We start from the raw sequence: 24,672 nt of genomic DNA, 5'->3' as shown, positions 1-24,672 counted from the left end.
TGACACGGGGCGGTACCGGTGCCGCCCACGCGGGAGGGGAACGCATGCGCGGAACGACCACGGCCCTGTTCGCGGCAGCTGCTGGCTGCTGGACCGCTGGGCAGGCGGCCCTGCCCGACATGGGCACGACGACCGGTGCCCGGTACGACGCGGTGGCGGCATCGCCGACCGCGGAGGGCGCGGCGACCGCCCTGCTGCTCGCGGCAGGCATGCTGCTGGTCCTCGCGGCGCTGTCCGGCGCGCGTCGCGTCGAGGCGTCCGGGCAGGGCGGCCGGCTGTTGCGCGTCGGCACTGCGCTCGTCGCCCTCGGTGGCGTCTGGCTCGTCGCGGGTCGCGGCGCGTTCAACCTGCTCTTCCTGCGACTGACCGCGCCCGAGGTGCCGCGCGAGGTCGCCGTCCGGGTCCTCGACGACGCCGGCGGCCCCGCCTTCGTCGTGCTGCTGCTCACCTTGCCCTGCCTGCTGGTCGGACCGGTGCTGCTCGGGATCGGGCTGCGCCGGGCGGGCGCCACCGGGTGGCTGCCCGTCGCCTGCTGGGTGGCGGGGATCGCGGTCTTCCTGGTCACCGAGTTCAGCCTGAAGCTCGGCGAGGCGGCCGGCGTCGCCGTCGCTGGGGTCGGGCTGGTGCTGCTGGGTCGAGGCCTCGAGGCGCTGGGGGGTCAGCCGCCGGTGCGGGCCAGCTCGAAGGCCGCGGCGACCTCGAGCAGCCGCCGGTCCTGACCGTGCGGCGCGACCAGCTGCACGCCCACCGGTAGCCCCTCGGGGGTGGTGCCGGCCGGGACCGACACGGCTGGGCACCCGGTCACGGTGACGACGTACGCCGACCGCATCCAGTCGAGGTAGGACTCCATGGGGCGGCCGTTGATCTCGGTGGGGTACTCCTGCTCGACCGGGAACGGCGGCACCTGCGAGGTCGGGAGCACGAGCACGTCGTAGCGGGTGAAGAACTCCCGCATGACCTCGCCCAGCGTGGTGCGGGCGGCGAAGGCGCGTGCGACGTCGGCACCGGTGAGGCGTTCACCCGCCCGGATGTTGTCGGCCAGGGACGGCTTGATGTCGTCGGGATGACGATGCAGCAGCTCGCCGTAGCTGGCCTGGAAGTGCCAGGCCCGCAGCGTGCGGAAGGCGTCGTCGGCCAGCGAGAGGTCGGGGTGGTCCTCGAAGACGCGGGCCCCGGCACCCACGAGGAGGTGCCCGACCGACGCCAGGACGCTGGCGACGCGCTCGTCGACGGCGAGCAGGCCGCCGAGGTCCACCGACCACCCGACCCGGAGACCGGCCAGGGTCCCGGCGACGGGCGGGGCGAAGACGTGGCCGGGCTGCGAGAGCGCCAACGGCACCCGCGGGTCGGGGCCCGCCATCACCGACAGCAGCAGCGCCACGTCGGCGACGGTGCGCCCCATCGGCCCGCTGACCGAGGTCGTCTCCCACTGGTTGGCAGCAGGCCACGTCGGCACCCGGCCCAGGCTCGGCCGCAGCCCCACCACCCCGCAGAACGAGGCCGGGTTGCGCAGGCTGCCGCCCATGTCGGAGCCGTCGGCGAGGGGGACCATGCCGCTGGCGAGCGCGGCGGCCGCTCCCCCGCTGGACCCGCCGGCGGACCGCTCCGGGTCGACCGGGTTGCGGGTGGTCCCGAAGACGCGGTTGAACGTGTGGCTGCCGGCGGCGAACTCCGGCACGTTGGTCCTCCCGACCAGCACCGCCCCGGCCCGCCGGATCCGTTCCACCACCAGGTCGTCGCGGTCCGGGACGTGGTCGGCGAAGAGCGGTGAGCCGTACGTCGTGCGCCACCCGGCCACCGCGTGGGTGTCCTTGATGGCCATCGGCAGCCCGTGGAGCGGGCCGACCTGGTGGCCGCGGGCGAGGTGGTCGTCGGCGGCGGTCGCGCCCTCGCGGGCCCGCTCCTCGTCGAGGGAGACGATCGCGTTGAGCTGCGGGTTGCGCTCGGCGATGCGGGCCAGGTGGAGCTCGAGGAGCTCCCGCGCCGAGATCTCACGGCGACGTACGGCGTCGGCCTGCTCGCGCGCCGGCGAGTCGACGGTGAGGGTCACCGGCGTCGTCCGAGCAGCACCCCGAGGGCCACCAGGCCGGCGCCGACGGCGACCCCGGCGAGGAAGTCGCGCTGCGAGGACACCGCCGCCGGACGGGCCGGGGCGGTGAAGACCCCGGGCGCGGACTCGGTGGTGGCGGAGGCCGCCGCGGCCTCGGGTGCGCCAGGGCCCGCGGCGCCGGTGACGACGTCGTCGACGTTGCCGAAGAACTCGCCCGCCATCCGCTTCGACACCGAGCTGAGCATCCGCTGCCCGACGCCACCGATCATCCCGCCGACGGTCGCGTCGGCGTCCCACGCCACCGTGGTGGACTCCCCCGAAGGCTGGAACCTGACCTGCACCGTGGCCCCGATCGTGCCGGGGGCGCCGGCCCCGTCGAGCTTCATCACGAGCGACTCGTGGGGCTGCAGGTCTGAGAGCACGCAGGTCCCCGAGTAGGTCCCGCGGATGGCGGCGACGCCCGCGGTGACGGTCATGGCGTAGGCGTTCTCCCCCGCCTCGGACGGGAGCGCCTCGAGCCGCTCGCAGCCCGGGATGGTGCGCACCAGCACCGCCGGGTCGAGCAGGGCGTCCCAGGCCTGCTCGACCGGGGCGTGCAGGGTGTTCTCTCCGGCGAACTTCATGTCGTCTCCTGCTGCGTCTGTCGCTGGGTCCGTAGGTCGAAGAGCTCCGAGGGCGAGATCGGCATCGCGGTGATCGGGATCCCCTCGGCGTCCTCGATCGCCGCCGCGAAGACCGCCGCGGACGGGATCACCCCGGCCTCGCCGGCGCCCTTGATGCCGAGCGGGTTGAGCGGGGAGGGCGTCTCGAGGTGGTCGATGTCGATGCCGGCCGGCACCTCGGTGACGTAGGGCATGAGGAAGTCCATGAAGGAGGCGTTGAGCAGCTGGCCCGACTCGTCGTAGGCCATCCGCTCGTAGAGCGCACCGCCGACCCCCTGCGCCACCCCCCCGTGGATCTGGCCCTCGACGATCATCGGGTTGATGAGGTGGCCGCAGTCGTGGACCACGGCGTACTTGAGGATCCTGATCTCCGCGGTCTCGGGGTCGGTCTCCACGATCACCGCGTGCATCCCGCTCGCATAGGTCGACCGCTCCGGGGAGTAGAAGTCCTTGCCCTCCAGGCCCGGCTCGTCGTCCTCCGCGACAGGCGGCTTGCCGGGATCACCGACGGAGAACTGGGTCGCGGCCTTGGAGGCCTCGTCGAAGGCGTAGCGCAACGGGTTGGACAGCACCGCCACCGTGCCGAGGTCGATGCCGGTCTCGGTGCCGCGGACCCGGACCGTGCCGTCGACCAGCTCGAGGTCGGCCTCGTCGGCCTCGAGCGCGTCCGCCGCGATGCGGAGCGCCTTCTCCTTGGCGCGCTGGGCGGCCAGGTGGATCGCCGAGCCGCTCATCACCGCCGCGCGCGAGGCGAAGGTCCCCACGGCGTACGGCATCCGGCGCGTGTCGCCGGTGGTGACCTCGACCTGCTCGAACGGCACGCCCAGCTCGTCGGCCACGATCTGCGCGAACGCCGTCTGGTGGCCCTGGCCCTGGCTGGTCAGGCCGGTGGCGACCTTCACCTTCCCGGAGGTCTCGATGTGGACGTGGGCACCCTCGTAGGGGCCGACACCGGTCCCCTCCACGTAGCAGGCGAGGCCGATGCCGACGCGCCGTCCCTGCGCCGCCATCTCCTCGCGGAAGGCCGGGAACTCCTCCCACCCGACGAGGTCCTTGAGCCGGTCGAGCAGGGCGGGGTAGTCGCCGGAGTCGTACTCGAGCTCGCGCCCGTCCTGGAAGACCAGGCCCTGGTCGAAGGGGAACTCGTCGGGCTGGATGAAGTTGGCGGCACGGACCTCGGTGCGGTCGCGCCCCAGGGCGGCGGCGATCGCGTCCATCGTCCGCTCCATGACGAAGCAGCCCTGCGGCCGGCCCGCCCCGCGGTAGGGCGTCACCATCACGGTGTTGGTGTAGAGGCTCTCGAACCGCACCCGGTAGCTCTGCGGCTTGTAGGGGCCCAGCAGCTGGGTCGAGGTGATGATCGGGACGATCAGGCCGTAGGGGATGTAGGCGCCGTGGTCGTGCCAGAACTCCACGTCGAGGCCGAGGATCCGCCCCTCGTCGTCGAAGCCCACCTCGACGTGGTGGACCTGGCCCCGCTCGTGCGCGGAGGAGATGAAGTGCTCGCGCCGGTCCTCGGTGAAGCGCACCGGGACGCCGAGGGTCCGCGCAGCGAGGGGCACCAGCAGCTCCTCCGGCCACGGGTGGTTGATCTTGACCCCGAAGCCGCCGCCGACGTCGGGCGTGATGACGTCGACCTGGCCCAGGTCGAGGCCCAGCTTGGCGGCCACGCAACCGCGTACGCCGGTGGAGGTCTGCGTCGAGGACCACACCGTCATCCGGCCCAGGTCGGGGTCCCAGCGGGCGACGACGCCGCGCCCCTCCAGGGGCTGGCAGGCCGAGCGCTCGATGGTGAGGTCGAGCGAGAGCGTGTGGGGTGCGTCCGCGATCGCGGCGCGCGCGTCGCCGTTCTCCTGCTCCATCCGGGCCGCGACGTTGTCGGGGACGTCGTCGTGGACCGCCTTCTGCGCCGCGCGGGCGGCCTCCACGCCGACGACGGGCTCGAGGACCTCGTAGTCGACCCGGATCCGGGTCACCGCGTCCTCGGCGACGTAGCGGTCCTCGGCCACGACGAACGCGACGGCCTCGCCGACGTAGTTGACCTCGTCGCGGGCCAGGGCGTACTGGGTGCGGCCGTGGGTGAGCGTCGGGTGGGGGATCAGGAGCGGGAGCGGCTCGGCCATCGCGCCCTGCAGGTCCTCGTGGGTCCACACGGCGTGCACGCCGTCGACCTCGAGCACGTCGCCGACGTCGATGTCGAGGATGCGGGCGTGGGCGTGCGGGGAGCGCAGCACCGCGGCGTGGAGCACCCGCTGGCCGACCAGGACGTCGTCGGCGTAGCGGCCCTGGCCACGCAGCAGCCGCTGGTCCTCGACCCGGGGGACCTTGCTGCCGAAGAGCTTGGTGGTCACGCGGGCTCCTCGTCGGCGGCCAGCTCGGCGGCGCGGCGGACGGCCGCCACGATGTTCTGGTAACCGGTGCAGCGGCACAGGTTGCCGGCGATCATGTCGCGGGCCTCCTCCTCGGAGGGATCGGGGTTGTCACGCAGACCGGCAGTGATGGTGGTGAGGAACCCGGGCGTGCAGAAACCGCACTGCAGCCCGTGGCAGTCGGCGAAGGCCTGCTGGACCGGACCGAGCGTGCCGTCGTCACGGGTCAGGCCCTCGACCGTGGTGATGTCGGCGCCCTCCGCGGAGACGGCGAACACCAGGCACGAGCGGACCGCCCGGCCGTCGAGCAGCACGGTGCAGGCACCGCACACGCCGTGCTCGCACCCGACGTGGGTGCCGGTGAGGCCGCAGTCGTGACGCAGCGCGTCGGAGAGCAGCCGACGGGCCGGCACGCGCACCGCGTGGGTGGCGCCGTTGACGATCAGTCGGAGGTCGTGGAGCTCTTCGGTCATGGCTGTCCCGCGTCGTCGGTGGCGGCCGCCAGCACCCGCCGGGTCAGGACCCGCACCAGCTGGGCGCGGTAGGCGGCGGTGGCATGGATGTCGGCCTCGGGCTCGAGCACCTCGAGCGCCCGGTCGGCCGCGGCGTCCGGCTCGAGACCCGTCACGTCGACCACGGTGGGCACGTCGTCGACCGAGAGGTAGCCCAGCCGCGCCTCGGCGAGCCGGTCACCCTCCCGACGTACGACGCCGGCGACGCCGACCAGGGCGTAGTCACCGTGACGCCGGGCGATCTCGGCGAAGCCCGAACCCTCCCCCGGTCGACGGGCCGGGAAGAACGCCTCGGTGGCGACCTCGTCGGCCGCCAGGGTCGACTCGAGGGGTCCCGCGAACAGCTCGGCGGCCGGGATGGTGCGTGTGCCCCGCACGGACGCGACCGTGACGGAACCGTCGAGGACCGCCAGCACCGTCGGCATCTCGGCCGCGGCGTCGGCGTGCACGATCGAGCCCACCGTGGTGCCGCGGTTGCGGATGGTCGCGTGCGCCACGTGGGAGAGCGCCCGGGCCAGCAGCGGCTGCGCCTCGCGGGCGCCCTCGTGCGCGAGGACGTCGGCGTGGCGGGCGAGCGCCCCGACCCTGACCCCGTCGTCGGAGACCGTGACGTGGTCGAGGTCGGGGAGCCCGTTGATGTCCACCAGCGCCGGTGGCGCCGCCAACCGCATGTTGAGCAGGGGGACCAGGCTCTGGCCCCCGGCCAGCACCTTGGCTCCCGGCTCCGCCGCCAGGGCCTCGAGCGCCTCCTCGAGGCTCCCCGGACGGCGGTAGCGGAACGGTGCTGGCTTCATCGGGTGTCGGGGTCCCCCTTCGAGGCCACGTCGTCGACACCCTCGTCGTAGTCGGGGTGGCTCAGGTTGCGCGTCACTGCGCCGACGCCCGTACCGGTGCGGCCCTTGACCAGGTGGAAGTAGACGATGACGAGGATCGTGCCGAGGGCGATGCCGGTCAGCTCGAAGTCGTCGGTGATCTGCAGGCTCACGTTGCCGACGCCCGCGATGATGCCGGCGGCCAGGCCGACCATGTTGACGGGGTTGCCGAAGTCGACCCTGTTCTCGACCCAGATCTTGGCGCCCACGAGTCCGATCATGCCGTAGAGCACCAGCGTGATCCCGCCGAGCACCCCGCCCGGCGTCGCGTTGACGATGGCACCGAACTTGGGGCACAGGCCCAGCAGGATCGCCACGGCCGCGGCGACGTAGTAGGCGGCGGTGGAGTAGACGCGCGTCGCGCCCATGACGCCGATGTTCTCGGCGTACGTCGTGGTCGGCGAGCCGCCGAACGACGAGGCGAGCGCGGTCGCCAGGCCGTCGGCACCGATGGCCCGCCCCATGTAGGGGTCGAGGTCCTCGCCGGTCATCTCCGCGACCGCCTTGACGTGACCGGTGTTCTCGGCCACGAGCGCGATCACGCCCGGGAGCACGAGCAGGAAGAAGGTCAGCGAGAAGGAGGGCCCGTGGACGGCGGACACGCCGTCGGCGAGGGTGCCGCTCGGGAGCCCGATCCAGTCTGCGGCCTGGACACCGGCCCAGCTGACGCGGTCGTGCTCGACGGCCTCGCCGTTGCTGGTCGGCAGGACGGAGGTGATGGGGCCGAGGAGCCCGTCGGCGACCCAGGACAGCAGGTAGCCGAAGATGAGGGCGAGGAACACCGCGATGCGGGACCAGAAGCCGGGGAGCATGACCGCGGCGACGACCATGAACGTGGCCGTGATCAGGGCGATCCACTGGTCCTGCGGCCAGTAGATCTGCGCCACGACGGGGGCCAGGTTGAAGCCGATCAGCATGACGACCGCACCGGTCACCGCCGGGGGCAGGATCCGGTGAATCATGCCAGCGCCGGAGAAGTGGACCAGGACGCCGACGAGGGCCAGCACCAGGCCACCCAGCAGGATCGCGCCGGTGACGTCGGCGGAGTCGCCGCCGAGCCCCCGGATCGCCGCCACGCTGGCGACGAACGAGGCACTGGTGCCGAGGTAGCTCGGCACCTTGTTGCTGCAGATCAGCAGGAACAGGATCGTGCAGATGCCCGAGAACATGATGGCGAGGTTGGGGTCGAGCCCCATGACGATCGGGAACACGAAGGTGGCGCCGAACATGGCCACGACGTGCTGCGCGCCCAGGCCCACCGTCTTGCCCCACGGCAGCCGCTGGTGCGGTGCTACGGACTCACCGGGCGCCGGATCGACGACGTCCCACTTGAACATTGACATGACCCCTCCTGGCACTTCGTGTGGGCCCGAGGCACCACAAGGTAGTGCGGCCCATTGGACACCCTCGACGGCGACAAGTGCCGAAGGAACGCCGTGGGCGCTGGCACGTGTTGTCGCGCGCCGCGCCGGTCGAGGCACAAGTGGGACGCGGCCGGTGGTTGAGGTGCGAGCGCCAGCGAGCCTCGAAACCCCCGGCGCGTACGACGCCACCTCGACCCCACGCCACGTCGGTCGAGGTGGTCTCGACAGGCTCGACCAGCGTGTAGTTCCGTGGCGTTCACACCGTCTCGACCCCACGGAGGTCGAGCCTGTCGAGACCCTGGTCCGGGGTGTGGAGAACCGCTCAACCACGGGGGTTGGTGTCAGTGGTGAGTGCTTGAGTAGGGGTCATGGCGATCACCACCTCCGAGCAGCCCGGCACCCTGCCGGATGACGCTGCGGGGGTGCTGGCGGCGGCGCGGGCCGAGACCGCGGCCGCGGACCGCGCCGAGGCCCGCAAGCTCCAGCTCGCGGTGCAGTGGGCGATCATCCACCCCGCCGAGAGCGTGCAGGACGCCGAGACCTACACCTTCCGCTCCGGCCTGGAAGGCGTGATCCCGATCGCCGGCCCCGGCGCCCCCCTGGTGGCAGAGTTCAGCGTCGCCGAGTACGCCGCCGCCCTCGGCCTCTCCACCGAGGCCGGCAAGCACTACCTCGGCCAGGCCGTCGAGCTCCGCTACCGACTCCCCCGCCTGTGGGCACGGGTGGTGGCCGGGGACCTGCCGGCCTGGAAGGCCCGCCGGGTCGCCGACGCCACCATCGGCGCCGACCTCACCCCCGAAGCCGCCACGTTCGTCGACCAACACGTCGCCCCGGTGGCCCACAAGATCCGCCCCACGGCCCTGGACCGGCTCGTGGAGGAGGCGATCGGCCGGTTCATGCCCGACCAGGCCGAACAACGCCGCCGCGACGGCCTCGACCGGCGGCACTTCACCGTCGACCGCAACCACGTCTCCTTCGACGGCACCGCCTACGTCACCGGCGAGCTCGACCTGGCCGACGCGATCGACCTCGACGACGCCGTGCGTGGGCTGGCCACCCAGCTGGCCGACCTCGGCTCCGAGGCGACCCTGGACCAGCGCCGCGCCCTCGCGGTCGGCGAGCTCGCCCGCCGCCAGCTCACCCTCGACCTCACCCCGCCGGAGGCTGGGGGCTCGAGGTCGGAGGTTGAGGTGCGAGCGCAGCGAGCCACGAAACCCCCGGCCCCCACCCGCACACCGGTCCGCAAGACGGTGCTCTACCTCCACCTCAGCACCGACGCCCTCACCAGCACCGGCGACGGGATCGGTCGCTGCGAGACCACCCGCAAGCCGGTCACCGCCACCCAGATCCGCGACTGGTGCGGCCACCCCGACACCCACCTGGTGGTCCAGCCCGTCATCGACCTCAACCAGCACGTCCACGTCGACCAGTACGAGATCCCCCACCGCATCACCGAGCACGTGGCCCTGCGCGACCTCACCTGCGTCTTCCCCCACTGCACCCGACCCGCCCGCCGCCTCCACCCCGAGGCCCACGGCTGCGACCACGACCACATCCGGCCCTACGCCGAGCAGCCCCACACCTGCAGCCACGGCATCGCGCCGCTGTGCCGACGCCACCACCGCCACAAGACCCACGGCCACTGGCACTACGAAACCCCCGAACCCGGCACCTACCGGTGGACCTCACCCCACGGCCACCACTACCTCCGCGACCACACCGGCACCACCGCGATCGATCCCGCGGACGACGGCCGGCCCGAGCAGCACCCACCTCCGCGAGATTGACCCCGCCCCACACCCCGCCCACCACAGGGCGGGGCCGTGAGCGTGTCCAGTCAGGCGTCGAAGCCGGACCCCACACCGCGCAGTGCTTCCCTCAGCAGGGCAGCAGCCTCCCCCAGGCCGCTCGACCGACGGGAGGTGACCAGCCCACGGGAGCGTCACGTGCCGAGCCCCCGGGATCCGGGTCGCCAGCAGCCGTGCAACCGCCCGGAAGTGATCCATGTCGTGTCCGCCCTCGACGACGACCGCCGGGATGTCGAGGGCGGCGAGCTCGACGTCCACCACGCCGCGCTCGGGCTCGGGTGTGCTCCCCTCCGCCGCCAGCTGGACGTCGAACGCGTGTCGCTGCATGGTCGACACCCGGTCGCGTGTCCCGGGCGACGCCTCCGGCCCCAGCCAGGTGTCGACGTTGAGCCGCACGGCCCCGTCGACGTCGCCGGCCTCGAGCAGTTCGTCCTCCTCCTCCCCGAAGGCCCGCGCCGACGCGGTCAGCGGCACGCCGCGCAGGGCGGCACACACAGCACCAAGGCCGAGACCCGCTCGGGATGCGCCGTGGCCAGCTCGAGGGCGACCCGACCACCCAGCGACGACCCCACGACGGCGACCCGGTCGATGGCCAGGTTGTCCAGGAGCACCACCAGGTCGGCCACGTCGGTGAAGTGCTCCCCCGGGAGCGGACTGTCACCGAAGCCGCGCAGGTCGGGTGCCACCACGCGGTAGTCGTCGGCAAGGGCGGGTGCGACGTCCGCCCACATGCGACGGTCGGTCACCCCCGAGTGCAGCAACAGCACCGGTGGCCCCGCGCCGAGGTCGTCGTGGGCGAGAATCATCCGCTGATCTCCAGCACACGCAGCGCCACGGCGACGTCGAGCCGCAGGTGCGGGTCCGACGACAGCGGCCCGAGCAGCCGCTCGAGCTTACCGACCCGGTAGCGCATCGTGTTGTAGTGGAAGAACTGCAGCCGCGCGGCCTCGGCGACGTTGAAGTTGGTGTCGAGCAGCACCTGCAGCGTCTCGCGCAGGTCGGCGGCCGCGGCGGTGCGCTCGGCGAGCGGCCCGAGCACGTCGTGGGCGAAGGCGCGCAGCTCGGCCTGGTCGGGGACCAGCGCGATCAGGCGGTGCAGCCCCAGCTGGTCGAAGTACGTCGTGGAGCCGGTCCCCCGCACCCGACGGCCGACCTCGACCGCCCGGCGGGCCTGGCCGTAGCTGTCGGCGAGCTCGTCGAGGGACGCGGCCACCCGGCCGACCCCCACGGAGAACGATCGCCGGCCGCCGCCCTTGTCGCCGGCCACGGCGGCCACCGCCCGGCCGACCACCTCCTCGCCGGGGTGGGCCTCCGCCGCGCCCGTGACCGGGAGCAGCGAGACCACCTCGGAGGAGAAGTCCACCGAGGGGACCCCCGGATCGACCGCCTGGGTGACCTGCCGCCACGCCGCCGAGAACCGGCTCTGCCAGCGACGTCGTTCCAGGCTCGTCGGCTGCTCCACGTCCGGGTCCGGCGGGTCGAGCTCGGCGACGACGGCCACCAACGGCCGGTCCAGGTGCCAGCCGAAGGCCTCCGCGTGCTCCTCGACGTACGTCGCGTCGCGGGCCCGGCCGGCGAACAGCTCGCGCAGGAAGTCGCCCTGGTACTTGTTCTCGACGGCCGTGATCGACTCCTCGCGGGTGATGAGCAGCGCCGCGACGGTGGCCGCGCGTTCGAGGGCGTGGACGTCGGCCTCGGGGATCGCACCCCCGGGACGCACGCACACCAGCCGGCCGAGGTCGGAGCCGCCCGCGGCGACCCGCGCCGCGCGGACCTCCCCCTGGTCCACCGGCGCGCCGTCGGCCCCCACCCGCTCGACGCGGACCCGGCCCGTCGGGTCGACCAGGTCGGCCCGCTCCAGGGCGCTGCGGTGGTCGTCGTCGAGGTGCCCCGCGCGCTCCCGGCCGTCGGTCGAGCAGAACAGGACACCGGCCCCCAGCACCCGTGCGACCTCGGCGGCGATCCGGTCCAGGTCACCGCCCTCCAGCACGATGTGGGTCAGCGCGGTGTGCAGGGCGTCGACGCGGGCGAGGGCGGCACTGGCCTCATGGTCGGTTATCACGAGTTGCCCTCGAATCCGCTCGACGTTGGCACAACCTCACATCGCCAACGTATCGGCCGCGCACTAGCGTCGGTAAGCGTGATCCCCGTCGCCGCACCTCCGCGTGTGCGCGACCGGCTGTCGGCAGCCGCCGACGGGCCGCTGCCGGTCCTCCACCACACCGGAGGGGCGCTCTACGTCGACGTCGGGGGCTGGTGCGTGGGCGTGGTCACCACCGGCGTGACCCGGGTCCCCAACGCACTGCGGCTGCCCCCCGGACAGGGTTTGCCCGTTCCCCACCGGCCGGGACGACCGGCGGCGTACCTTGAGCGTGGGACGCTCCACCTCGGCAGCACACCGCTGCCGGTCGGTCGCCTCGAGGCGCCCCGGGTGCCGCGGCTCGGCGACGGAGAGCTCCCGCGCAACACGGCGTGCCCGGCCACCGTCCAGGTCACCCCCCCGACCACGGTGGCCGGGTTCGTCGCCACCCACCTCCCCGACCGCCGCATCGACGCGGCTGCCGTGCCGAGGCTGATCGGGCGTGGTGAGGGGCTGACCCCGCTCGGGGACGACGTGCTCGCCGGCTGGGTCGCGCTCCACCGGGCGGCCGGGATCGCGTCCCCCGAGGTCGACGACGCGGTCCGCGCACACGCTGCCCGCACCACGCTGCTCTCGGCGACCCTGCTCGACTGCGCGGCCCACGGCGAGGTGCTGCCCGAGTACGCCGCCTGGGTGGCCGCGCTCGGGACCCCCGACGAAGCCGACCGGGCCCGGGCCCTCCACCGGGTCGGCGCCACCTCCGGCGCCGGCCTCCACCAGGGCGCGCTCATCGCCCTCGACCAGCTCCAGGAGGCTGCGTGACCGACCACGTCGAGCTGCGACCCGGTGCCTACGCCGACTCGGTGACCCTGCTCCAGGTGAGCCGTGACGTCCAGGGCACCCCCGGGGTCCTCACCGCCCAGGTCGCCATGGCGACCCCCCTCAACCTCGAGGTCCTGGAGGGCCTGGGGTTCGACGTCCCGGAGGCCTCGCCCAACGACATGGTGGTGGCCCTCCGCCTCGGCGAGGACGGCGACCTGGACCAGGCGCTCGCCGCGGTCGACCGGGCCCTGGCACCGGCCCGGGGTCCCTCCGGTGCCCGGGAGGAGCAGCCGCCCCGGACCACGGCGGCCGCGCTCGCGGGACGTCCGGGCCTGGCCCTGGTCTCGGTGCCCGGCCCCTCGGCCCTGGTCGAGGCGATGGACGCCCTCGACGCCGGGTGCGACGTCATGGTCTTCAGCGACCACGTCCCCCTCGAGCAGGAGGTGGCCCTCAAGCGGGTCGCGGCAGAGCGGCAGCTGCTCGTGATGGGCCCCGACTGCGGCACGGCGGTGGTCGGTGGCGTGGGGCTCGGGTTCGCCAACACGACACGCCCGGGACCGGTCGGCATCGTGGCCGCCTCCGGGACCGGCTGCCAGCAGCTGCTCGCCCTGCTCGACCACGCCGGCGTCGGCGTCGGCTCCGCCCTCGGCGTCGGGGGCCGCGACCTCTCCGCCGAGGTCGGCGGACTGGCGACCCTCGAGGCGCTGCGGCGGCTGGACGCCGACGACGAGGTCGACCTGATCGTGCTGGTCTCCAAGCCCCCCGCCGACGAGGTAGCCGCCCGCGTGGAGGAGTACGCCGCCGGCCTCGCGACCCCGGTCGAGATGGCCCTCCTCGGGCCTGGCCGTCCCGACCTGACCGCGGCGGCGGAGCGGGTGCTGGCACGGCTCGGCAGCGACGTACCGACGTGGCCGGTCGAGGGTTCGACCCGTGAGGGCTCCGGCGGGCTGGTCCGCGGCCTCTTCGTGGGGGGCACCCTGTGCAGCGAGGCTGGACTGATCGCCGGGGGCGAGGGCCACACGTTCGTCGACTTCGGCGACGACGACTACACCGAGGGCCGTGCCCACCCCATGATCGACCCGACCCTGAGGCTCGAGCACCTCCGGCGCGCGGCCGCCGACCCGGAGACCGGGGTGCTGCTGCTCGACGTCGTACTCGGCCACGGCGCCGAGCCCGACCCGGCCGCCGGCCTCGCCCCTGTCCTGGCCGACCTCGACGTTCCCGTCGTGGTGAGCGTCGTCGGCACCGGCCTCGACCCCCAGGACCGACCACGCCAGGTCTCGGCACTCGTGGCGGCCGGCGCGGAGGTCCACCTGTCCAACGCCTCGGCCACCCGCCGGGCCCTCGAGATCGGCGGAGGTGGCCGATGAAGGCGCCCGACCGCGTCGTCGCCGCCGGTGCCGACCTGCTCGCCGAGGCCGTGGCCGGCCAGGCCGTCGAGGTGGAGCGGGTCGCGTGGCGACCCCCGATGGCCGGCACCGAGGCCGACCTGGCGGTCGTCGCCGCCGACCCGAGGCGCCACGACGCCAACCGCCGCGCCGTGGAGGCGATGCTCGGGGTCACCGCACACCTGGTCGACGTGGCTCCGGCTGCCGAGGTGGTCGGGCTGGAGCGTGGGCAGTTCCTCCACGCCGGGCCCCCGATCACCTGGGACCGCGCCTCGGGCCCGCTGCGCGGCGCGCTCCTGGGGGGCGCCGTCCTCGAGGGGCTCGCCGAGGACCCCGACTCGGCGATGGCGCTGCTGGAGCGCGGCGACGGCGTGAGCCTCGAGCCGTGCCACCACCGCGGTGCGGTGGGACCGATGGCCGGCGTGGTCACCCCGTCCATGTGGATGTTCGTCCTCGAGGACCCGGCGACGGGTCGGCGTACGCACTGCACCCTCAACGAGGGCCTGGGCAAGGTCCTGCGCTACGGCGCCTACGGCCCGGAGGTGCTCGAGCGGCTGCGCTGGATGAGTGAGGTGCTGGGGCCGCTGCTGCAGGCAGCCGTGCGCCAGACCGGCCCGGTCGACGTCACCGGCATCCTCACCCAGATGCTGCAGATGGGCGACGAGGCCCACAACCGCAACCGGGCCGGCACCCTGATGCTGCTGCGCGACCTCTCCCCCGCCATGGTCACCAGCGGCTTCGACGGCGCGGACGTCGCGGAGGCGCTGCGCTTCATGGGGGGCAACGACCACTTCTTCCTCAACCTGGCGATGCCTGCCTGCAAGCTCGCGCTCGACGCGGGTCGCGACGTGCCGGGGTCCACGATGGTGGTGGCCATGGCACGCAACGGGACCGACTTCGGGATCCAGGTGTCCGGCACCGGTGACGAGTGGTTCACCGGCCCCGCGCAGCTGGCCGACGGCCTCTTCCTCGGCGACTTCGGGCCCGAGGACGCCAACCCCGACATCGGCGACTCCGCCATCACCGAGACCGCCGGGATCGGCGGGTTCGCCATGGCCACCGCGCCGGCCATCGTCCGCTTCGTCGGCGGGTCGGTGCCCGACGCGCTGGCCACGACGCGACGGATGCACGAGATCACCCTCGCCGAGAACCCCCGCTGGTCGGTGCCGGTCCTCGACTTCCAGGGCGTCCCCACCGGCATCGACGTCACCCGGGTGTGCCGGACCGGCATCCTGCCCCAGATCAACACCGGCATGGCCGGCAAGGAGGCGGGGGTGGGTCAGGTCGGCGCCGGGCTGGTCACGCCTCCCGCCGAGATCTTCCCGCAGGCCCTGGCGCGGCTGGCCGAGCTCGCCCGGCGAGCGTCGGCCTGACCAGGGCCCGGGCCAGGTCGACGTTGCCCGACGGACGCAGCGGCGTGCCCTCCTCGAGGTAGGCCTGCCGCGCCGCGTCCTGGTGGCTCGGCGGCAGCGAGCCGTCGGAGCGGACCACCCGCCACCACGGGACCGGTCCACCGTGGCGGGCCATCACCGCACCCACCTGGCGCGGTCCCCCACCACCCAGCAGCGCGCCGACCACCTCGGCGATGACGCCGTACGTCGTCACCCGGCCGCGCGGCACCTGCTCGGCGCACCGCAGCACGAGCTCGACGTACTCCTCCGGGTCGACGCGTGGGGACACGCGCCGAATCTAGCCTCGTCGCGTGTCACGGGACGGCGGCGAACGGCTCGGTGCCCCTCACGAGGCGCAGCCCCCGGATGCCCGACCACCGCTGGGCGAAGGCCAGCTCACGCTTGAGGGTGCCGACGCCGTTGCTGCCGGCGAAGGGGGCGACGGCGACCGTGGACACACTCCCGACAGCGCGTCCACGGTCGTCGAGGACGCCGCTGCCGGAGTCGCCCGGGACCCCGGGCGTGGCCGTGTAGGCGTCGAAGGCCCAGCCACCGTAGGTGGTCCCGAGCGAGACCCCCGTCTTGGGCGAGAGGACGGTGGTGGGGCGCAGGCTCGACTCGCCCCAGCTGTGGACCTGCCTGCCCGCGCCGGGCGCACCGGCCAGGCCCGTGGGGCCGCCCCAGAACGGCACGGTCGGGTTGACCTTGTCCTCGTGCTTCCTCCCGACGCGGACCAGCGCGAAGTCGTTGCCGTGGCAGATGTGGTGGCCCGTCGTACCGAGGGCCTGCATCGTCTCCCACGAGCTGTAGGCGAGCCGGCCGCGACCCACGGTCGTCCCGCCGGTTGCCGCCGTCGCCCCCGAGGCGAAGCGGACCTTCGTCCCCAGCGGTAGCGAGGGGTTGCGGCAGCCGTTGATGTCGGTGGCCTCGCCCGTGCCGGCGCAGTGGGCGGCGTAGCCGACGTAGACGCGGCGCGCGGCGTCGGTGAACACGAAGTTGCCGGTGCACTGCGCACCGCGGGTGAACATCTGGACGCCCGGCGTGATGGGGGCCTGCTCGGGGGCGGCCCAGCGGCCGGCCCTGGAGCCTGCGTCCGCCGGTGTCGGGAGGAGCGCTGCCAAGACCAGCGAGGCGGTGGCGACCAGGGAAGCGGGTGTCCGCAGCTGCATGTCCGGCCAACGACACAGGCCCCGTCCGGTGACGGACGGGGCCTGCGGTGGTGGTGTGTCAGGTGGTCACGGGAGCGGGGAGAACGGCTCCGTGCCGGGGACCAGGGCCAGGCCGCGGATGCCGCCGTACCGCTGGGCGTAACCCAGCTCCTTGGCCAGGTCGCTCACGCCGTTCGAGCCGGCGAACGGGGCGAGCTGCACGGTCGACAGCGTCCCGAGCGCCTCTCCCCCGGCCCCGAGGAACGCGCTGCCGGAGTCGCCGGGCACACCGGGGGTGGCGGTGTAGACCTGGTGGTTCCAGCCCTTGCCGGTGGAGCCCAGGCTGGTGCCCCGCTTGGGCGACAGCGCCTCGACGCCACCGCGCAGGATCGAGTTGCCGTAGGAGTAGACGTCCTCGCCGGTGGTCGTCCCGTCGCTGTCGAGACCCACCGGACCACCCCAGAACGGCACCGAGGGGTTCACCTTCGACACGTCGGCGGCGTCGACCTTCACCAGGGCGAAGTCGTTGTAGTCGCAGGCGTTGGGGTCGGTCTCGTTGCGCTGCCCCATGGTCAGCCACGAGGAGTAGGCCAGGGTGCCGCTCCCGACGTGGTCCCCGCCGGTCACGAGTCCGCTGTTGCGCTCGAACTCCACCCTCGTGCCCAGCGGCAGGGACCCGGCGTCACAGCCGTTGGTGTCGGTGGCCTCGCCGGTCCCGGCGCAGTGGGCGGCGTAGCCCACGTAGACGTTGCGACGCCGGTCGGTGAAGACGAAGTTGCCCGTGCACTGGGCCCCGTCCGTGAACATCTGCACGCCGGGGGTGATCGTCGCGGTGTCGGCCGGTGCCCAGGAAGCCCCTGCGGGCTTCCCCTTGCCGCCCTTGGCGGCGGTGGCCGGTGCGGCGGAGACGAGGGCGCCGGCCAGCACCGCGCTGGACAGCACCGAGACCAGACCGAGCAGACGACGAGACGTCGTGGTCGAGCGCATGTGGTGATTCCTCCCGATGGCGCGCCGACCCCGAGTGGGCGGCGCTACGACAGGAGACCAACGACGCGAGTCGCGAGCGGGTTACGCCGCCACGCGCGACAGCCGCCGCGAGCGCCGCGTCAGTAGGCGGGCTGTGACGGGTCGATCTGGTTCACCCAGGCGACGACGCCGCCGCCGACGTGCACGGCGTCGGCGTACCCCGCGCCCTTGAGCACCGACAGCGCCTCGGCGGACCGCACACCGCCCTTGCAGTAGAGGACCGCCGGCTTGTCACCGGGCACCTGCTCCAGCGCATTCCCGTTGAGGAACTCGCCCTTGGGGATCAGCACCGAGCCCGGGATCCGGTTGATCTCGTACTCGTTGGGCTCGCGGACGTCGATGAGGACGAAGTCACGGCTCCCCTCCTCACGCTCCTTGAGCATGTGCTCGAGCTCGGTCACCGAGATCGTCGAGCCCGCAGCGGCGTCCGCGGCCTCGTCACTGATCGCGCCGCAGAAGGCGTCGTAGTCGATGAGCTCGGTGACGGTCGGGTTCTCCCCGCAGAGCGCGCAGGCGGGGTCCTTGCGGACCTTGAGCTTGCGGTACTCCATCTCCAGGGCGTCGTAGATCATCAGCGACCCGGCGATGGGCTCCCCGACACCGGTGAGCAGCTTGATCGCCTCGTTGACCTGGATCGAGCCGATCGAGGCGCACAGCACGCCCAGCACGCCGCCCTCGGCGCAGCTGGGCACCATCCCCGGCGGTGGCGGCTCGGGGTAGAGGCAGCGGTAGCAGGGCAGACCCTCGCCGAGCATGGGCGCGAAGACCGACGCCTGGCCGTCGAAACGGTAGATCGAGCCCCACACGTACGGGATGCCGAGGAAGTACGCCGCGTCGTTGACCATGTAGCGGGTCGCGAAGTTGTCGGTGCCGTCGACGATGAGGTCGTAGCCCTCGAAGACCGACATCACGTTGTCGTTGTCGAGCCGCTCGGGGTGGAGCACGACCTCGACCAGCGGGTTGACCTCTGCGATCGACGCCCTGGCCGACTCGCCCTTCGGGCGACCGACGTCGGACTGACCGTGGATCACCTGGCGCTGCAGGTTCGACTCGTCGACCTCGTCGAACTCGGCGATGCCGATCGTGCCGACCCCGGCGGCGGCGAGGTAGAGCAGTGCCGGGCTGCCGAGGCCCCCGGCTCCGATCACCAGCACCTTGGCGTTCTTCAGCCGCTTCTGACCGGCCATGCCGACGTCGGGGATGATGAGGTGGCGGCTGTAGCGGCGTACCTCGTCGTTGGTGAGCTCCGCGGCAGGCTCCACGAGCGGCGCGAACGGCACGATGACACTCCTCGGTGGTTCGGTTGCGTACCTGCCCAACACCGGCGGTACGCACTCATGTTCCCCAGCCGCCACCGGCGTGACCTGCGTGTCCCGGGATCCGGACTGGCGATAGGCTCGGCATCCCGTCCACGAAGGAGCACCTGTGACCCTCAGCGGAGAGGCGCCGATGGGCGCGACCCCCCGCGGCGCGCGGCTGCCGCGCCAGGAGCGCCGCGCCCAGCTGCTGGAGTCCGCGCTCGAGGTCTTCGTCGCACAGGGCTACCACGCGGCGGCGATGGATGACATCGCGGAGCGGGCCGGGGTGTCGAAGCCGGTGCTCTACCAGCACTTCCCCGGCAAGCTCGAGCTCTACCTCGCCCTCCTCGACTCCTCCTGTGACGCGATCATCGACAGCTGCCGGGCAGCCCTCGAGTCGACGCAGGACAACAAGCAGCGCGTGGCGGCGGCGATGGAGGCCTTCTACGACTACATCGCCTCCCACGACGGTGCGTTCCGCCTGGTGTTCGAGTCCGACCTGACCAACGAGCCGGCCGTGCGCGCTGCCGTGGACCGGGTCACCACCGAGTGTGCGGCGATGATCGCGGACGTGATCCACGACGACACCGGGCTGCCCGACGAGGCTGCCCGGCTGCTGGCGGTGTCGCTCGTGGGAATGGCCCAGGTCAGCGCACGGTTCTGGGTGACGGACGCCGCCGGCATCAGCCGACCGGACGCCGTCGCGCTGGTGTCGGGACTGGCGTGGCGCGGCATCCGCGGTTACCCGCTGACCGACGAGCACTGAGACCACCCCGACCGGAAGGACCCCATGGAGATCAAGATCGGCGTGCAGCACACCTCCCGCGAGCTGGTCGTGGAGACCGACGAGTCGGTCGACGACGTCCAGCGCCGGGTCACCGAGGCGCTCTCGGGCGACGGCGTGCTCGCGTTGACCGACAGCAAGGGCCGGGTCACGCTCGTCCCGGCCGCACGGCTCTCCTACGTCGAGATCGGCGGCGGCGTCAGCGGACAGGTCGGCTTCCGCTCCTGATCCGCGGGCGACCGTGCTCTCCACCCTCCTGGTCACGCTGCTCGGCGGACTGGTCGTCGGCCTCCTCGGGCGCTACCTCGCCCCGGGCGGCCGCGACAACATCCCCCTGTGGCTGACCGTCGCCTGCGGCATCGGCGGCATGCTGCTGGGCAGCTACCTCTATGCCGGGCTCTTCGACTGTGCCGAGGCCACCGACTGCACGCCCGGCGTCGACTGGTGGCGGCACGCCTGGCAGGTGGGCCTCGCCGCGGTCCTCGTCGTGGCCGCCGCCACCGCCACCGCACGTCGGCGGTGAGCTAGGAGTCGAGCCCCAGCCGGGCCATCCGCTCCGCGTGCAGCTCGGTGATCCGGGCGAACATCCGCCCGATGGCCGCGAGGTCGAGCGCCGGCCGGTCGACACCGCCGGCCAGCAGGGCCGACAACGCGTCGCGGTCGGCCGCGACCCGCTGGGCCTGGGTGAGGGCCTCCCCCATCAGCCGGCGGCCCCACAGGGCGAGCCGGCCACCGAGCCGGTGGTCCTCGGCGATGGCTGCCTTGACCCGGTCGACGACGAACTCGGAGTGGCCGGCATCGCTGAGCGAGGCCAGGACGACCTCGCGGGTCCGCGGGTCGAGGTAGGCCGCGATCTCGCGGTAGAAGTCTGCGGCCAGACCGTCGCCGACGTAGGCCTTGACCAGGCCCTCGTACCAGTCCGAGGGCGCGGTGTGCTCGTGGAAGAGGTCGACCGCCTGCTGGAAGGGCGCCATGGCGGCGTACGGGTCGGCGCCCAGCTCGGTCATCCGGTCCCGCAGCAGCCCGACGTGCCCCAGCTCGTTGCCGGCCATGGCGGCGATGGCGAGCTTGTCCTCGAGCGAGGGCGCCAGCTTGGCGTCCTCGGCCAGCCGCTCGAAGGCCGAGATCTCGCCGTAGGCGATGGCCGCGAGCAGGTCGACCACCGCCTGCCGGTAGTCGGGGTCGTCGAGGGCGGATGACTCCCCGCCGACCCCCTCGGCACCGGTGGATTCCGTCATGCGCGCAGCGTACCGATACCATGACCAGCGGAGACGACGCCCGTTGCGCCGTCCGTCGCCGGAGACGGCGAACCGCATGTGCGCGGCTGAGTGCGTTCAGCCGCAGGCAGACACACTCACCGAAAGCGAACAGAACACTTGACGACGTTCCGTGACCTCGGGGTGCTCCCCGAGATTTGTGACCCCCTCGAGCGCGCCGGCATCACCACGCCGTTCGCCATCCAGGAGATGACCCTCTCCGTCGCCCTCATGGGCACCGACCTGATCGGCCAGGCCCGTACCGGCACCGGCAAGACGCTGGCCTTCGGCATCCCGGTCCTGCAGCGCTCGGTGGCCCCCAAGGACCCCGACTACTCCGAGATCCCCCAGGGCAAGCCGCAGGCGCTCATCGTCGCCCCGACGCGCGAGCTCGCGCTCCAGGTATCCGGCGACCTCGCCCTGGCCGGCGAGGACCGCGGCCTGCGGGTCCTCACGGTCTACGGCGGCGTCGGCTACGAGCCGCAGCTCGACGCGCTCTCCGCCGGCGTCGACATCGTCGTCGGGACGCCGGGACGGCTGATCGACCTGGCCAACCGCCGCGCCCTCGACCTCTCCCACGTCCACGCGCTGGTCCTCGACGAGGCCGACGAGATGCTCGACCTCGGGTTCCTCCCCGACGTCGTGAAGCTGATCGGGATGACCCCGGAGACGCGCCAGACCATGCTGTTCTCCGCGACGATGCCCTCGGCGATCGTCTCCCTCGCCCGCACCCACATGCGCCACCCGATGAACATCCGTGCGGAGTCGTCCTACGAGAACGCCACCGTGCCGGCGACCGCGCAGTTCATCTACCAGGCGCACGACCTCGACAAGCCCGAGATCGTCGGCCGGGTCCTGCAGGCCGAGGACATGGGCAAGATGATCGTTTTCACCCGCACCAAGCGGCAGGCGCAACGCATCGCCGAGGACCTGCAGGAGCGGGGCTTCAGGGCCTCCCCGCTGCACGGCGACATGGCCCAGGTGGCCCGCGAGAAGGCGCTGACCAGGTTCCGCGACGACAAGATCCTCGTCCTGGTCTGCACCGACGTCGCCGCCCGCGGTATCGACGTCCAGGGCGTCACGCACGTGGTCAACTACACCTGCCCCGAGGACGACAAGACCTACGTGCACCGCATCGGCCGCACCGGTCGTGCCGGTGCCTCGGGCATCGCCATCACCTTCGTCGACTGGGCGGACCTCCACCGCTGGAAGATGATCAACAAGGCGCTCGACCTGCCCTTCGACGAGCCGGTGGAGACCTACTCCACCTCCGAGCACCTCTTCCACGATCAGGGCATCCCGCCGGGCACCCGCGGCCGCCTCGTCGACCCCGCCCCGCGGGAGCCGCGGGAGGAGCGCTCGGAGCGTCCCGCGCGCAGCCGCAACCGCGACCGCAAGCGCACCCGCACCAGGAGCGGCAAGCCGGTGGGCGAGGGCACCGACAGCGCCGGTGGGCCCGCCCAGGCCGGTGCGAAGCCGGGCGGCGAGTCCGCCGGCAACGGCCAGCGCCGACGCCGCCGTCGGCGTCGTTCGTCGTCGAACCGTCCGCCGCAGGGGACCCCGAGCGACTCCTGAGTCAGGCGGTGACGACCACGGTCGTGCCGAGCGGGGCGAAGTCCCACATCAGGCGCGCGTGCTTGCGCTGCTGCCGGATGCAGCCGTGGGACGTGGGGGTGCCGAGCTCCTCCACCCCCTGCAGGGGCCTGCCGTCGTCGACCGGGATGTCGTGGAAGCCGATGGCGGCCCCGGTGTCGCCGCGGGCGAACCGGACGAAGTAGCGCATCGTGCCGGAGTCGTCGATCCCGATCGCCGTCATCGACCGCGAGTAGACCTGGTAGGTACCGGGATCGAGGTTGTCGTGGATGCTGCCCGAGACCAGGTACGTGCGGCGCACGCGCCCCTCGCGGTTGACGAGCCAGACCCGCTGCTGGCCCTCGCTGAACACCACCCGCCGGCCCTCGCCCGAGTCGGCCGGCAGCAGGTCCCGCGGCGTCGTACGGGGCAGCGGCGCGGCCACCGAGACCTCGGACGGCACCGGCCGGGCCGACGTCGTCCTCGGAGCGGGTGCCGGAGCGGCTGCCGGCGAGAGCGCCGGAGTGTCGGCGGCGGGTTCGGCGGCCGAGGGCAGCACGCCGATCCCACCGAGCAGGGCCACGCTCGTGATGCCGACCGAGGAGGCCAGCGCCGTCAGCCGCCCGTAGCGGGGTCGCACCTCGCGCCGACGTGCCCCCACGGTCAGCCCTGGACCCGTGCCAGCAGGTTGGCCGCCACCTCGCGGTAGGCCTGGGCCCCCTTGCTGCTGCGGCTCGTGGCCAGGATCGAGCGCCCCGCCGCGGGCGCCTCCGCGAACTTGATGGTCTTGGGGATGGGCGGCTCGACCACGTCGAGCTCGTAGGTCTCGGCGATCGTCTCCAGGACCGCGCGGGCGTGGTTGGTGCGGCCGTCGTAGAGCGTGGGGAGCACACCCCACACCGCCAGCTTCCGGTTGGTGAAGCGACGGACGTCGTGGACGGTGTCGAGCAGCTGGCCGACGCCCCGGTGGGAGAGGGTCTCGCACTGCAGCGGGATCACGACGCCCTGAGCGGCGGTGAGCGCGGCGACGGTGAGCACCCCCAGCGACGGCGGGCAGTCGAGGAGCACCCAGTCGTAGTCGAGGTCCTCGTCGTCGAGCAGCTCCAGCGCGGCGCGGACGACGTGCTCGCGCCCGGTCCGGGTCAGCAGGTCGGCCTCCGCCCGGGCCAGCTCGATGGTCGCCGGGAGCAGGTCGACGCCGTCCTCGGTCTCGATGACGACCTCGGCGGGCGAGAGCCCCTTGGTGAGGACGTGGTGGACCGAGACCTCGAGGTCCTCGGGGTCGATGCCCAGCGAGAACGTCAGGCACGCCTGTGGGTCCAGATCGACCAGCAGCACCCGCTGGTCGAGCTCGGCGAGCGCCGCCCCGATGGAGGCGACGGAGGTGGTCTTGGCGACGCCGCCCTTCTGGTTGGCGACGGCAAGGGTGGTGGTCATGGTGGGCCCATCATGCCGCAGCCGCTTGCCCGATCTGCGACGACACCGCTTTGCTGGAGGCATGTCGTCCCCCGGAACCGCCCTCGTCACCGGTGCCACCGCCGGCATCGGCCTGGAGTTCGCCCACCAGCTCGCCCGCCGCGGCCACGACCTGGTCCTGGTCGCCCGCGACGTCGAACGGCTCGAGAAGGTCGCCGCCGAGCTGCGCGCCACCGGCGTCGAGGTCGAGGTGCTGGCCGCCGACCTCGCCGACCGCGACGAGCTGGCGGCCGTCGAGCTGCGCCTGGCCGACCCCGACCGCCCGGTCGAGCTGCTGGTCAACAACGCCGGCTTCGGGCTCAAGGGCAGGTTCCTCGACAACGACGTCGACGCCGAGCAGGCGATGCTCGACGTGCTGGTCACGGCCGTGATGCGGCTCTCGCACGCCGCGCTCCGGGCGCAGGCGGCGCGCGGCCGCGGTGGGGTCGTCAACGTCTCCAGCGTCGCCGCGTTCCTCCCGCGCGGGACCTACTCCGCTGCCAAGGCGTGGGTCAACCAGTTCGGCCGGTGGGCTGCCGCGGAGTACCGGGCGGCCGGGGTCACGGTGACGACGCTGTGCCCGGGCTTCACGACCACGGAGTTCCACCAGCGGATGGGCGTACGCCGTGGCAGCGGGTTCCTGTGGCTCGAGCCGGAGCACGTCGTGGCGAAGGCGCTGGCCGACTTCGACCGCGGCGTCGTGATCTCCGTCCCGGGCGCGCAGTACCGCGTCATCACCACCGCCACCCGCCTCCTCCCCTCCCGGGCGCTCCAGGCCTTCCAGTCGATGGGTCGTCGCTGAGCCGACCGGCCAC

Annotated in this window: 26 protein-coding genes; 10 read left to right on the top strand and 16 right to left on the bottom strand. The window is 73.0% G+C overall.

Annotation, left to right across the window (positions count from 1 at the left end):
- The first annotated feature begins 44 nt into the window (after positions 1-44).
- Positions 45-719, top strand: coding sequence for a hypothetical protein (locus tag K6T13_RS05185; RefSeq protein ID WP_222897461.1), 675 nt, complete (start codon positions 45-47; stop codon positions 717-719).
- Here the strand turns inward: K6T13_RS05185 and K6T13_RS05180 are convergent.
- The 6 genes from K6T13_RS05180 to K6T13_RS05155 are packed head-to-tail and all read right to left on the bottom strand — an operon-like array spanning position 659 to position 7,808.
- Positions 659-2,050, bottom strand: a complete 1,392-nt coding sequence (locus K6T13_RS05180; protein WP_222897460.1) for an amidase — start codon at positions 2,048-2,050, stop codon at positions 659-661. The genes K6T13_RS05185 and K6T13_RS05180 overlap by 61 nt on opposite strands.
- On the bottom strand, positions 2,047-2,673 hold the full coding sequence (locus K6T13_RS05175; RefSeq protein WP_222897459.1) for an SRPBCC family protein: 627 nt from the start codon (positions 2,671-2,673) through the stop codon (positions 2,047-2,049). The genes K6T13_RS05180 and K6T13_RS05175 overlap by 4 nt, the downstream gene beginning before the upstream one ends.
- Entirely contained in the window at positions 2,670-5,063 is a 2,394-nt protein-coding gene (gene cutA, locus K6T13_RS05170) for an aerobic carbon-monoxide dehydrogenase large subunit (protein ID WP_222897458.1), read from the bottom strand. The genes K6T13_RS05175 and cutA overlap by 4 nt, the downstream gene beginning before the upstream one ends.
- Complete coding sequence (locus K6T13_RS05165) at positions 5,060-5,554, bottom strand: (2Fe-2S)-binding protein (RefSeq protein WP_222897457.1); 495 nt, start codon at positions 5,552-5,554, stop codon at positions 5,060-5,062. The genes cutA and K6T13_RS05165 overlap by 4 nt, the downstream gene beginning before the upstream one ends.
- Positions 5,551-6,387 (bottom strand): FAD binding domain-containing protein, encoded by an 837-nt coding sequence (locus K6T13_RS05160; RefSeq protein ID WP_222897456.1) that lies wholly within the window; start codon positions 6,385-6,387, stop codon positions 5,551-5,553. The genes K6T13_RS05165 and K6T13_RS05160 overlap by 4 nt, the downstream gene beginning before the upstream one ends.
- On the bottom strand, positions 6,384-7,808 hold the full coding sequence (locus tag K6T13_RS05155; protein ID WP_222897455.1) for a uracil-xanthine permease family protein: 1,425 nt from the start codon (positions 7,806-7,808) through the stop codon (positions 6,384-6,386). The genes K6T13_RS05160 and K6T13_RS05155 overlap by 4 nt, the downstream gene beginning before the upstream one ends.
- A gap of 389 nt (positions 7,809-8,197) precedes the next feature.
- Here K6T13_RS05155 and K6T13_RS05150 point away from each other — a divergent pair, with 389 nt between their 5' ends.
- Positions 8,198-9,616, top strand: a complete 1,419-nt coding sequence (locus K6T13_RS05150; protein WP_222897454.1) for an HNH endonuclease signature motif containing protein — start codon at positions 8,198-8,200, stop codon at positions 9,614-9,616.
- Here the strand turns inward: K6T13_RS05150 and K6T13_RS05145 are convergent.
- Genes K6T13_RS05145 through K6T13_RS05135 form a run of 3 tightly spaced genes read right to left on the bottom strand, consistent with a single transcriptional unit; the run spans position 9,515 to position 11,699 of the window.
- On the bottom strand, positions 9,515-10,111 hold the full coding sequence (locus tag K6T13_RS05145; protein WP_222897453.1) for an alpha/beta fold hydrolase: 597 nt from the start codon (positions 10,109-10,111) through the stop codon (positions 9,515-9,517). The genes K6T13_RS05150 and K6T13_RS05145 overlap by 102 nt on opposite strands.
- Entirely contained in the window at positions 10,102-10,443 is a 342-nt protein-coding gene (locus tag K6T13_RS05140) for an alpha/beta fold hydrolase (RefSeq protein ID WP_222897452.1), read from the bottom strand. The genes K6T13_RS05145 and K6T13_RS05140 overlap by 10 nt, the downstream gene beginning before the upstream one ends.
- Positions 10,440-11,699 carry a PucR family transcriptional regulator gene (locus K6T13_RS05135; protein ID WP_222897451.1) on the bottom strand — a complete coding sequence of 420 codons (1,260 nt, stop codon included), beginning with the start codon at positions 11,697-11,699 and terminating at the stop codon, positions 10,440-10,442. Before K6T13_RS05135 ends, K6T13_RS05140 begins: the two co-directional genes overlap by 4 nt.
- Before the next feature lie 78 nt (positions 11,700-11,777).
- Here K6T13_RS05135 and K6T13_RS05130 point away from each other — a divergent pair, with 78 nt between their 5' ends.
- The 3 genes from K6T13_RS05130 to K6T13_RS05120 are packed head-to-tail and all read left to right on the top strand — an operon-like array spanning position 11,778 to position 15,300.
- Entirely contained in the window at positions 11,778-12,539 is a 762-nt protein-coding gene (locus K6T13_RS05130) for an oxamate carbamoyltransferase subunit AllH family protein (protein WP_222897450.1), read from the top strand.
- On the top strand, positions 12,536-13,909 hold the full coding sequence (locus K6T13_RS05125) for an AllF/FdrA family protein (RefSeq protein ID WP_222897449.1): 1,374 nt from the start codon (positions 12,536-12,538) through the stop codon (positions 13,907-13,909). The genes K6T13_RS05130 and K6T13_RS05125 overlap by 4 nt, the downstream gene beginning before the upstream one ends.
- Positions 13,906-15,300 carry a YlbE family protein gene (locus K6T13_RS05120; RefSeq protein ID WP_222897448.1) on the top strand — a complete coding sequence of 465 codons (1,395 nt, stop codon included), beginning with the start codon at positions 13,906-13,908 and terminating at the stop codon, positions 15,298-15,300. The genes K6T13_RS05125 and K6T13_RS05120 overlap by 4 nt, the downstream gene beginning before the upstream one ends.
- On the opposite strand, the gene K6T13_RS05115 is transcribed toward K6T13_RS05120, so the two are convergent.
- From K6T13_RS05115 to moeZ, 4 genes are all read right to left on the bottom strand, one after another.
- Positions 15,227-15,607, bottom strand: coding sequence for an MGMT family protein (locus tag K6T13_RS05115; RefSeq protein ID WP_222897447.1), 381 nt, complete (start codon positions 15,605-15,607; stop codon positions 15,227-15,229). The genes K6T13_RS05120 and K6T13_RS05115 overlap by 74 nt on opposite strands.
- Positions 15,608-15,632: 25 nt before the next feature.
- A complete protein-coding gene (locus K6T13_RS05110) occupies positions 15,633-16,487 on the bottom strand; it encodes a hypothetical protein (RefSeq protein WP_222897446.1) in 855 nt (284 codons plus the stop codon).
- Between the two features lie 66 nt (positions 16,488-16,553).
- Positions 16,554-17,453, bottom strand: a complete 900-nt coding sequence (locus tag K6T13_RS05105; RefSeq protein ID WP_222897445.1) for a hypothetical protein — start codon at positions 17,451-17,453, stop codon at positions 16,554-16,556.
- A 119-nt stretch (positions 17,454-17,572) separates the two neighbouring features.
- A complete protein-coding gene (moeZ, locus tag K6T13_RS05100; protein WP_222897444.1) occupies positions 17,573-18,772 on the bottom strand; it encodes an adenylyltransferase/sulfurtransferase MoeZ in 1,200 nt (399 codons plus the stop codon).
- Between the two features lie 145 nt (positions 18,773-18,917).
- Between moeZ and K6T13_RS05095 the strand changes: the two genes are divergently transcribed.
- From K6T13_RS05095 to K6T13_RS05085, 3 genes are read left to right on the top strand one after another with little or no spacing between them, the layout of a single operon-like run.
- Entirely contained in the window at positions 18,918-19,556 is a 639-nt protein-coding gene (locus K6T13_RS05095) for a TetR/AcrR family transcriptional regulator (RefSeq protein WP_249423943.1), read from the top strand.
- A 24-nt stretch (positions 19,557-19,580) separates the two neighbouring features.
- Positions 19,581-19,802, top strand: coding sequence for a DUF3107 domain-containing protein (locus tag K6T13_RS05090; RefSeq protein ID WP_222897443.1), 222 nt, complete (start codon positions 19,581-19,583; stop codon positions 19,800-19,802).
- Between the two features lie 13 nt (positions 19,803-19,815).
- On the top strand, positions 19,816-20,097 hold the full coding sequence (locus tag K6T13_RS05085; protein WP_222897442.1) for a hypothetical protein: 282 nt from the start codon (positions 19,816-19,818) through the stop codon (positions 20,095-20,097).
- A 1-nt stretch (position 20,098) separates the two neighbouring features.
- Here K6T13_RS05085 and K6T13_RS05080 read toward each other — a convergent pair whose 3' ends face one another.
- Entirely contained in the window at positions 20,099-20,812 is a 714-nt protein-coding gene (locus tag K6T13_RS05080) for a ferritin-like fold-containing protein (RefSeq protein ID WP_222897441.1), read from the bottom strand.
- A 138-nt stretch (positions 20,813-20,950) separates the two neighbouring features.
- Here K6T13_RS05080 and K6T13_RS05075 point away from each other — a divergent pair, with 138 nt between their 5' ends.
- Positions 20,951-22,405 carry a DEAD/DEAH box helicase gene (locus K6T13_RS05075; RefSeq protein ID WP_249423942.1) on the top strand — a complete coding sequence of 485 codons (1,455 nt, stop codon included), beginning with the start codon at positions 20,951-20,953 and terminating at the stop codon, positions 22,403-22,405.
- Between the two features lies 1 nt (position 22,406).
- Here the strand turns inward: K6T13_RS05075 and K6T13_RS05070 are convergent, their stop codons facing one another.
- Entirely contained in the window at positions 22,407-23,063 is a 657-nt protein-coding gene (locus K6T13_RS05070; protein ID WP_222897440.1) for a L,D-transpeptidase, read from the bottom strand.
- Between the two features lie 2 nt (positions 23,064-23,065).
- Complete coding sequence (locus K6T13_RS05065) at positions 23,066-23,839, bottom strand: ParA family protein (RefSeq protein ID WP_222897439.1); 774 nt, start codon at positions 23,837-23,839, stop codon at positions 23,066-23,068.
- A gap of 61 nt (positions 23,840-23,900) precedes the next feature.
- Between K6T13_RS05065 and K6T13_RS05060 the strand changes: the two genes are divergently transcribed.
- Positions 23,901-24,659: an SDR family NAD(P)-dependent oxidoreductase gene (locus tag K6T13_RS05060; protein ID WP_222897438.1), complete on the top strand. Its 759-nt coding sequence runs from the start codon at positions 23,901-23,903 to the stop codon at positions 24,657-24,659.
- Positions 24,660-24,672: the final 13 nt, after the last annotated feature.

Source organism: Nocardioides coralli (assembly GCF_019880385.1).
Taxonomy (GTDB): Bacteria; Actinomycetota; Actinomycetes; order Propionibacteriales; family Nocardioidaceae; genus Nocardioides; species Nocardioides coralli.
This window is presented reverse-complemented; position numbering and strand designations above follow the sequence as displayed.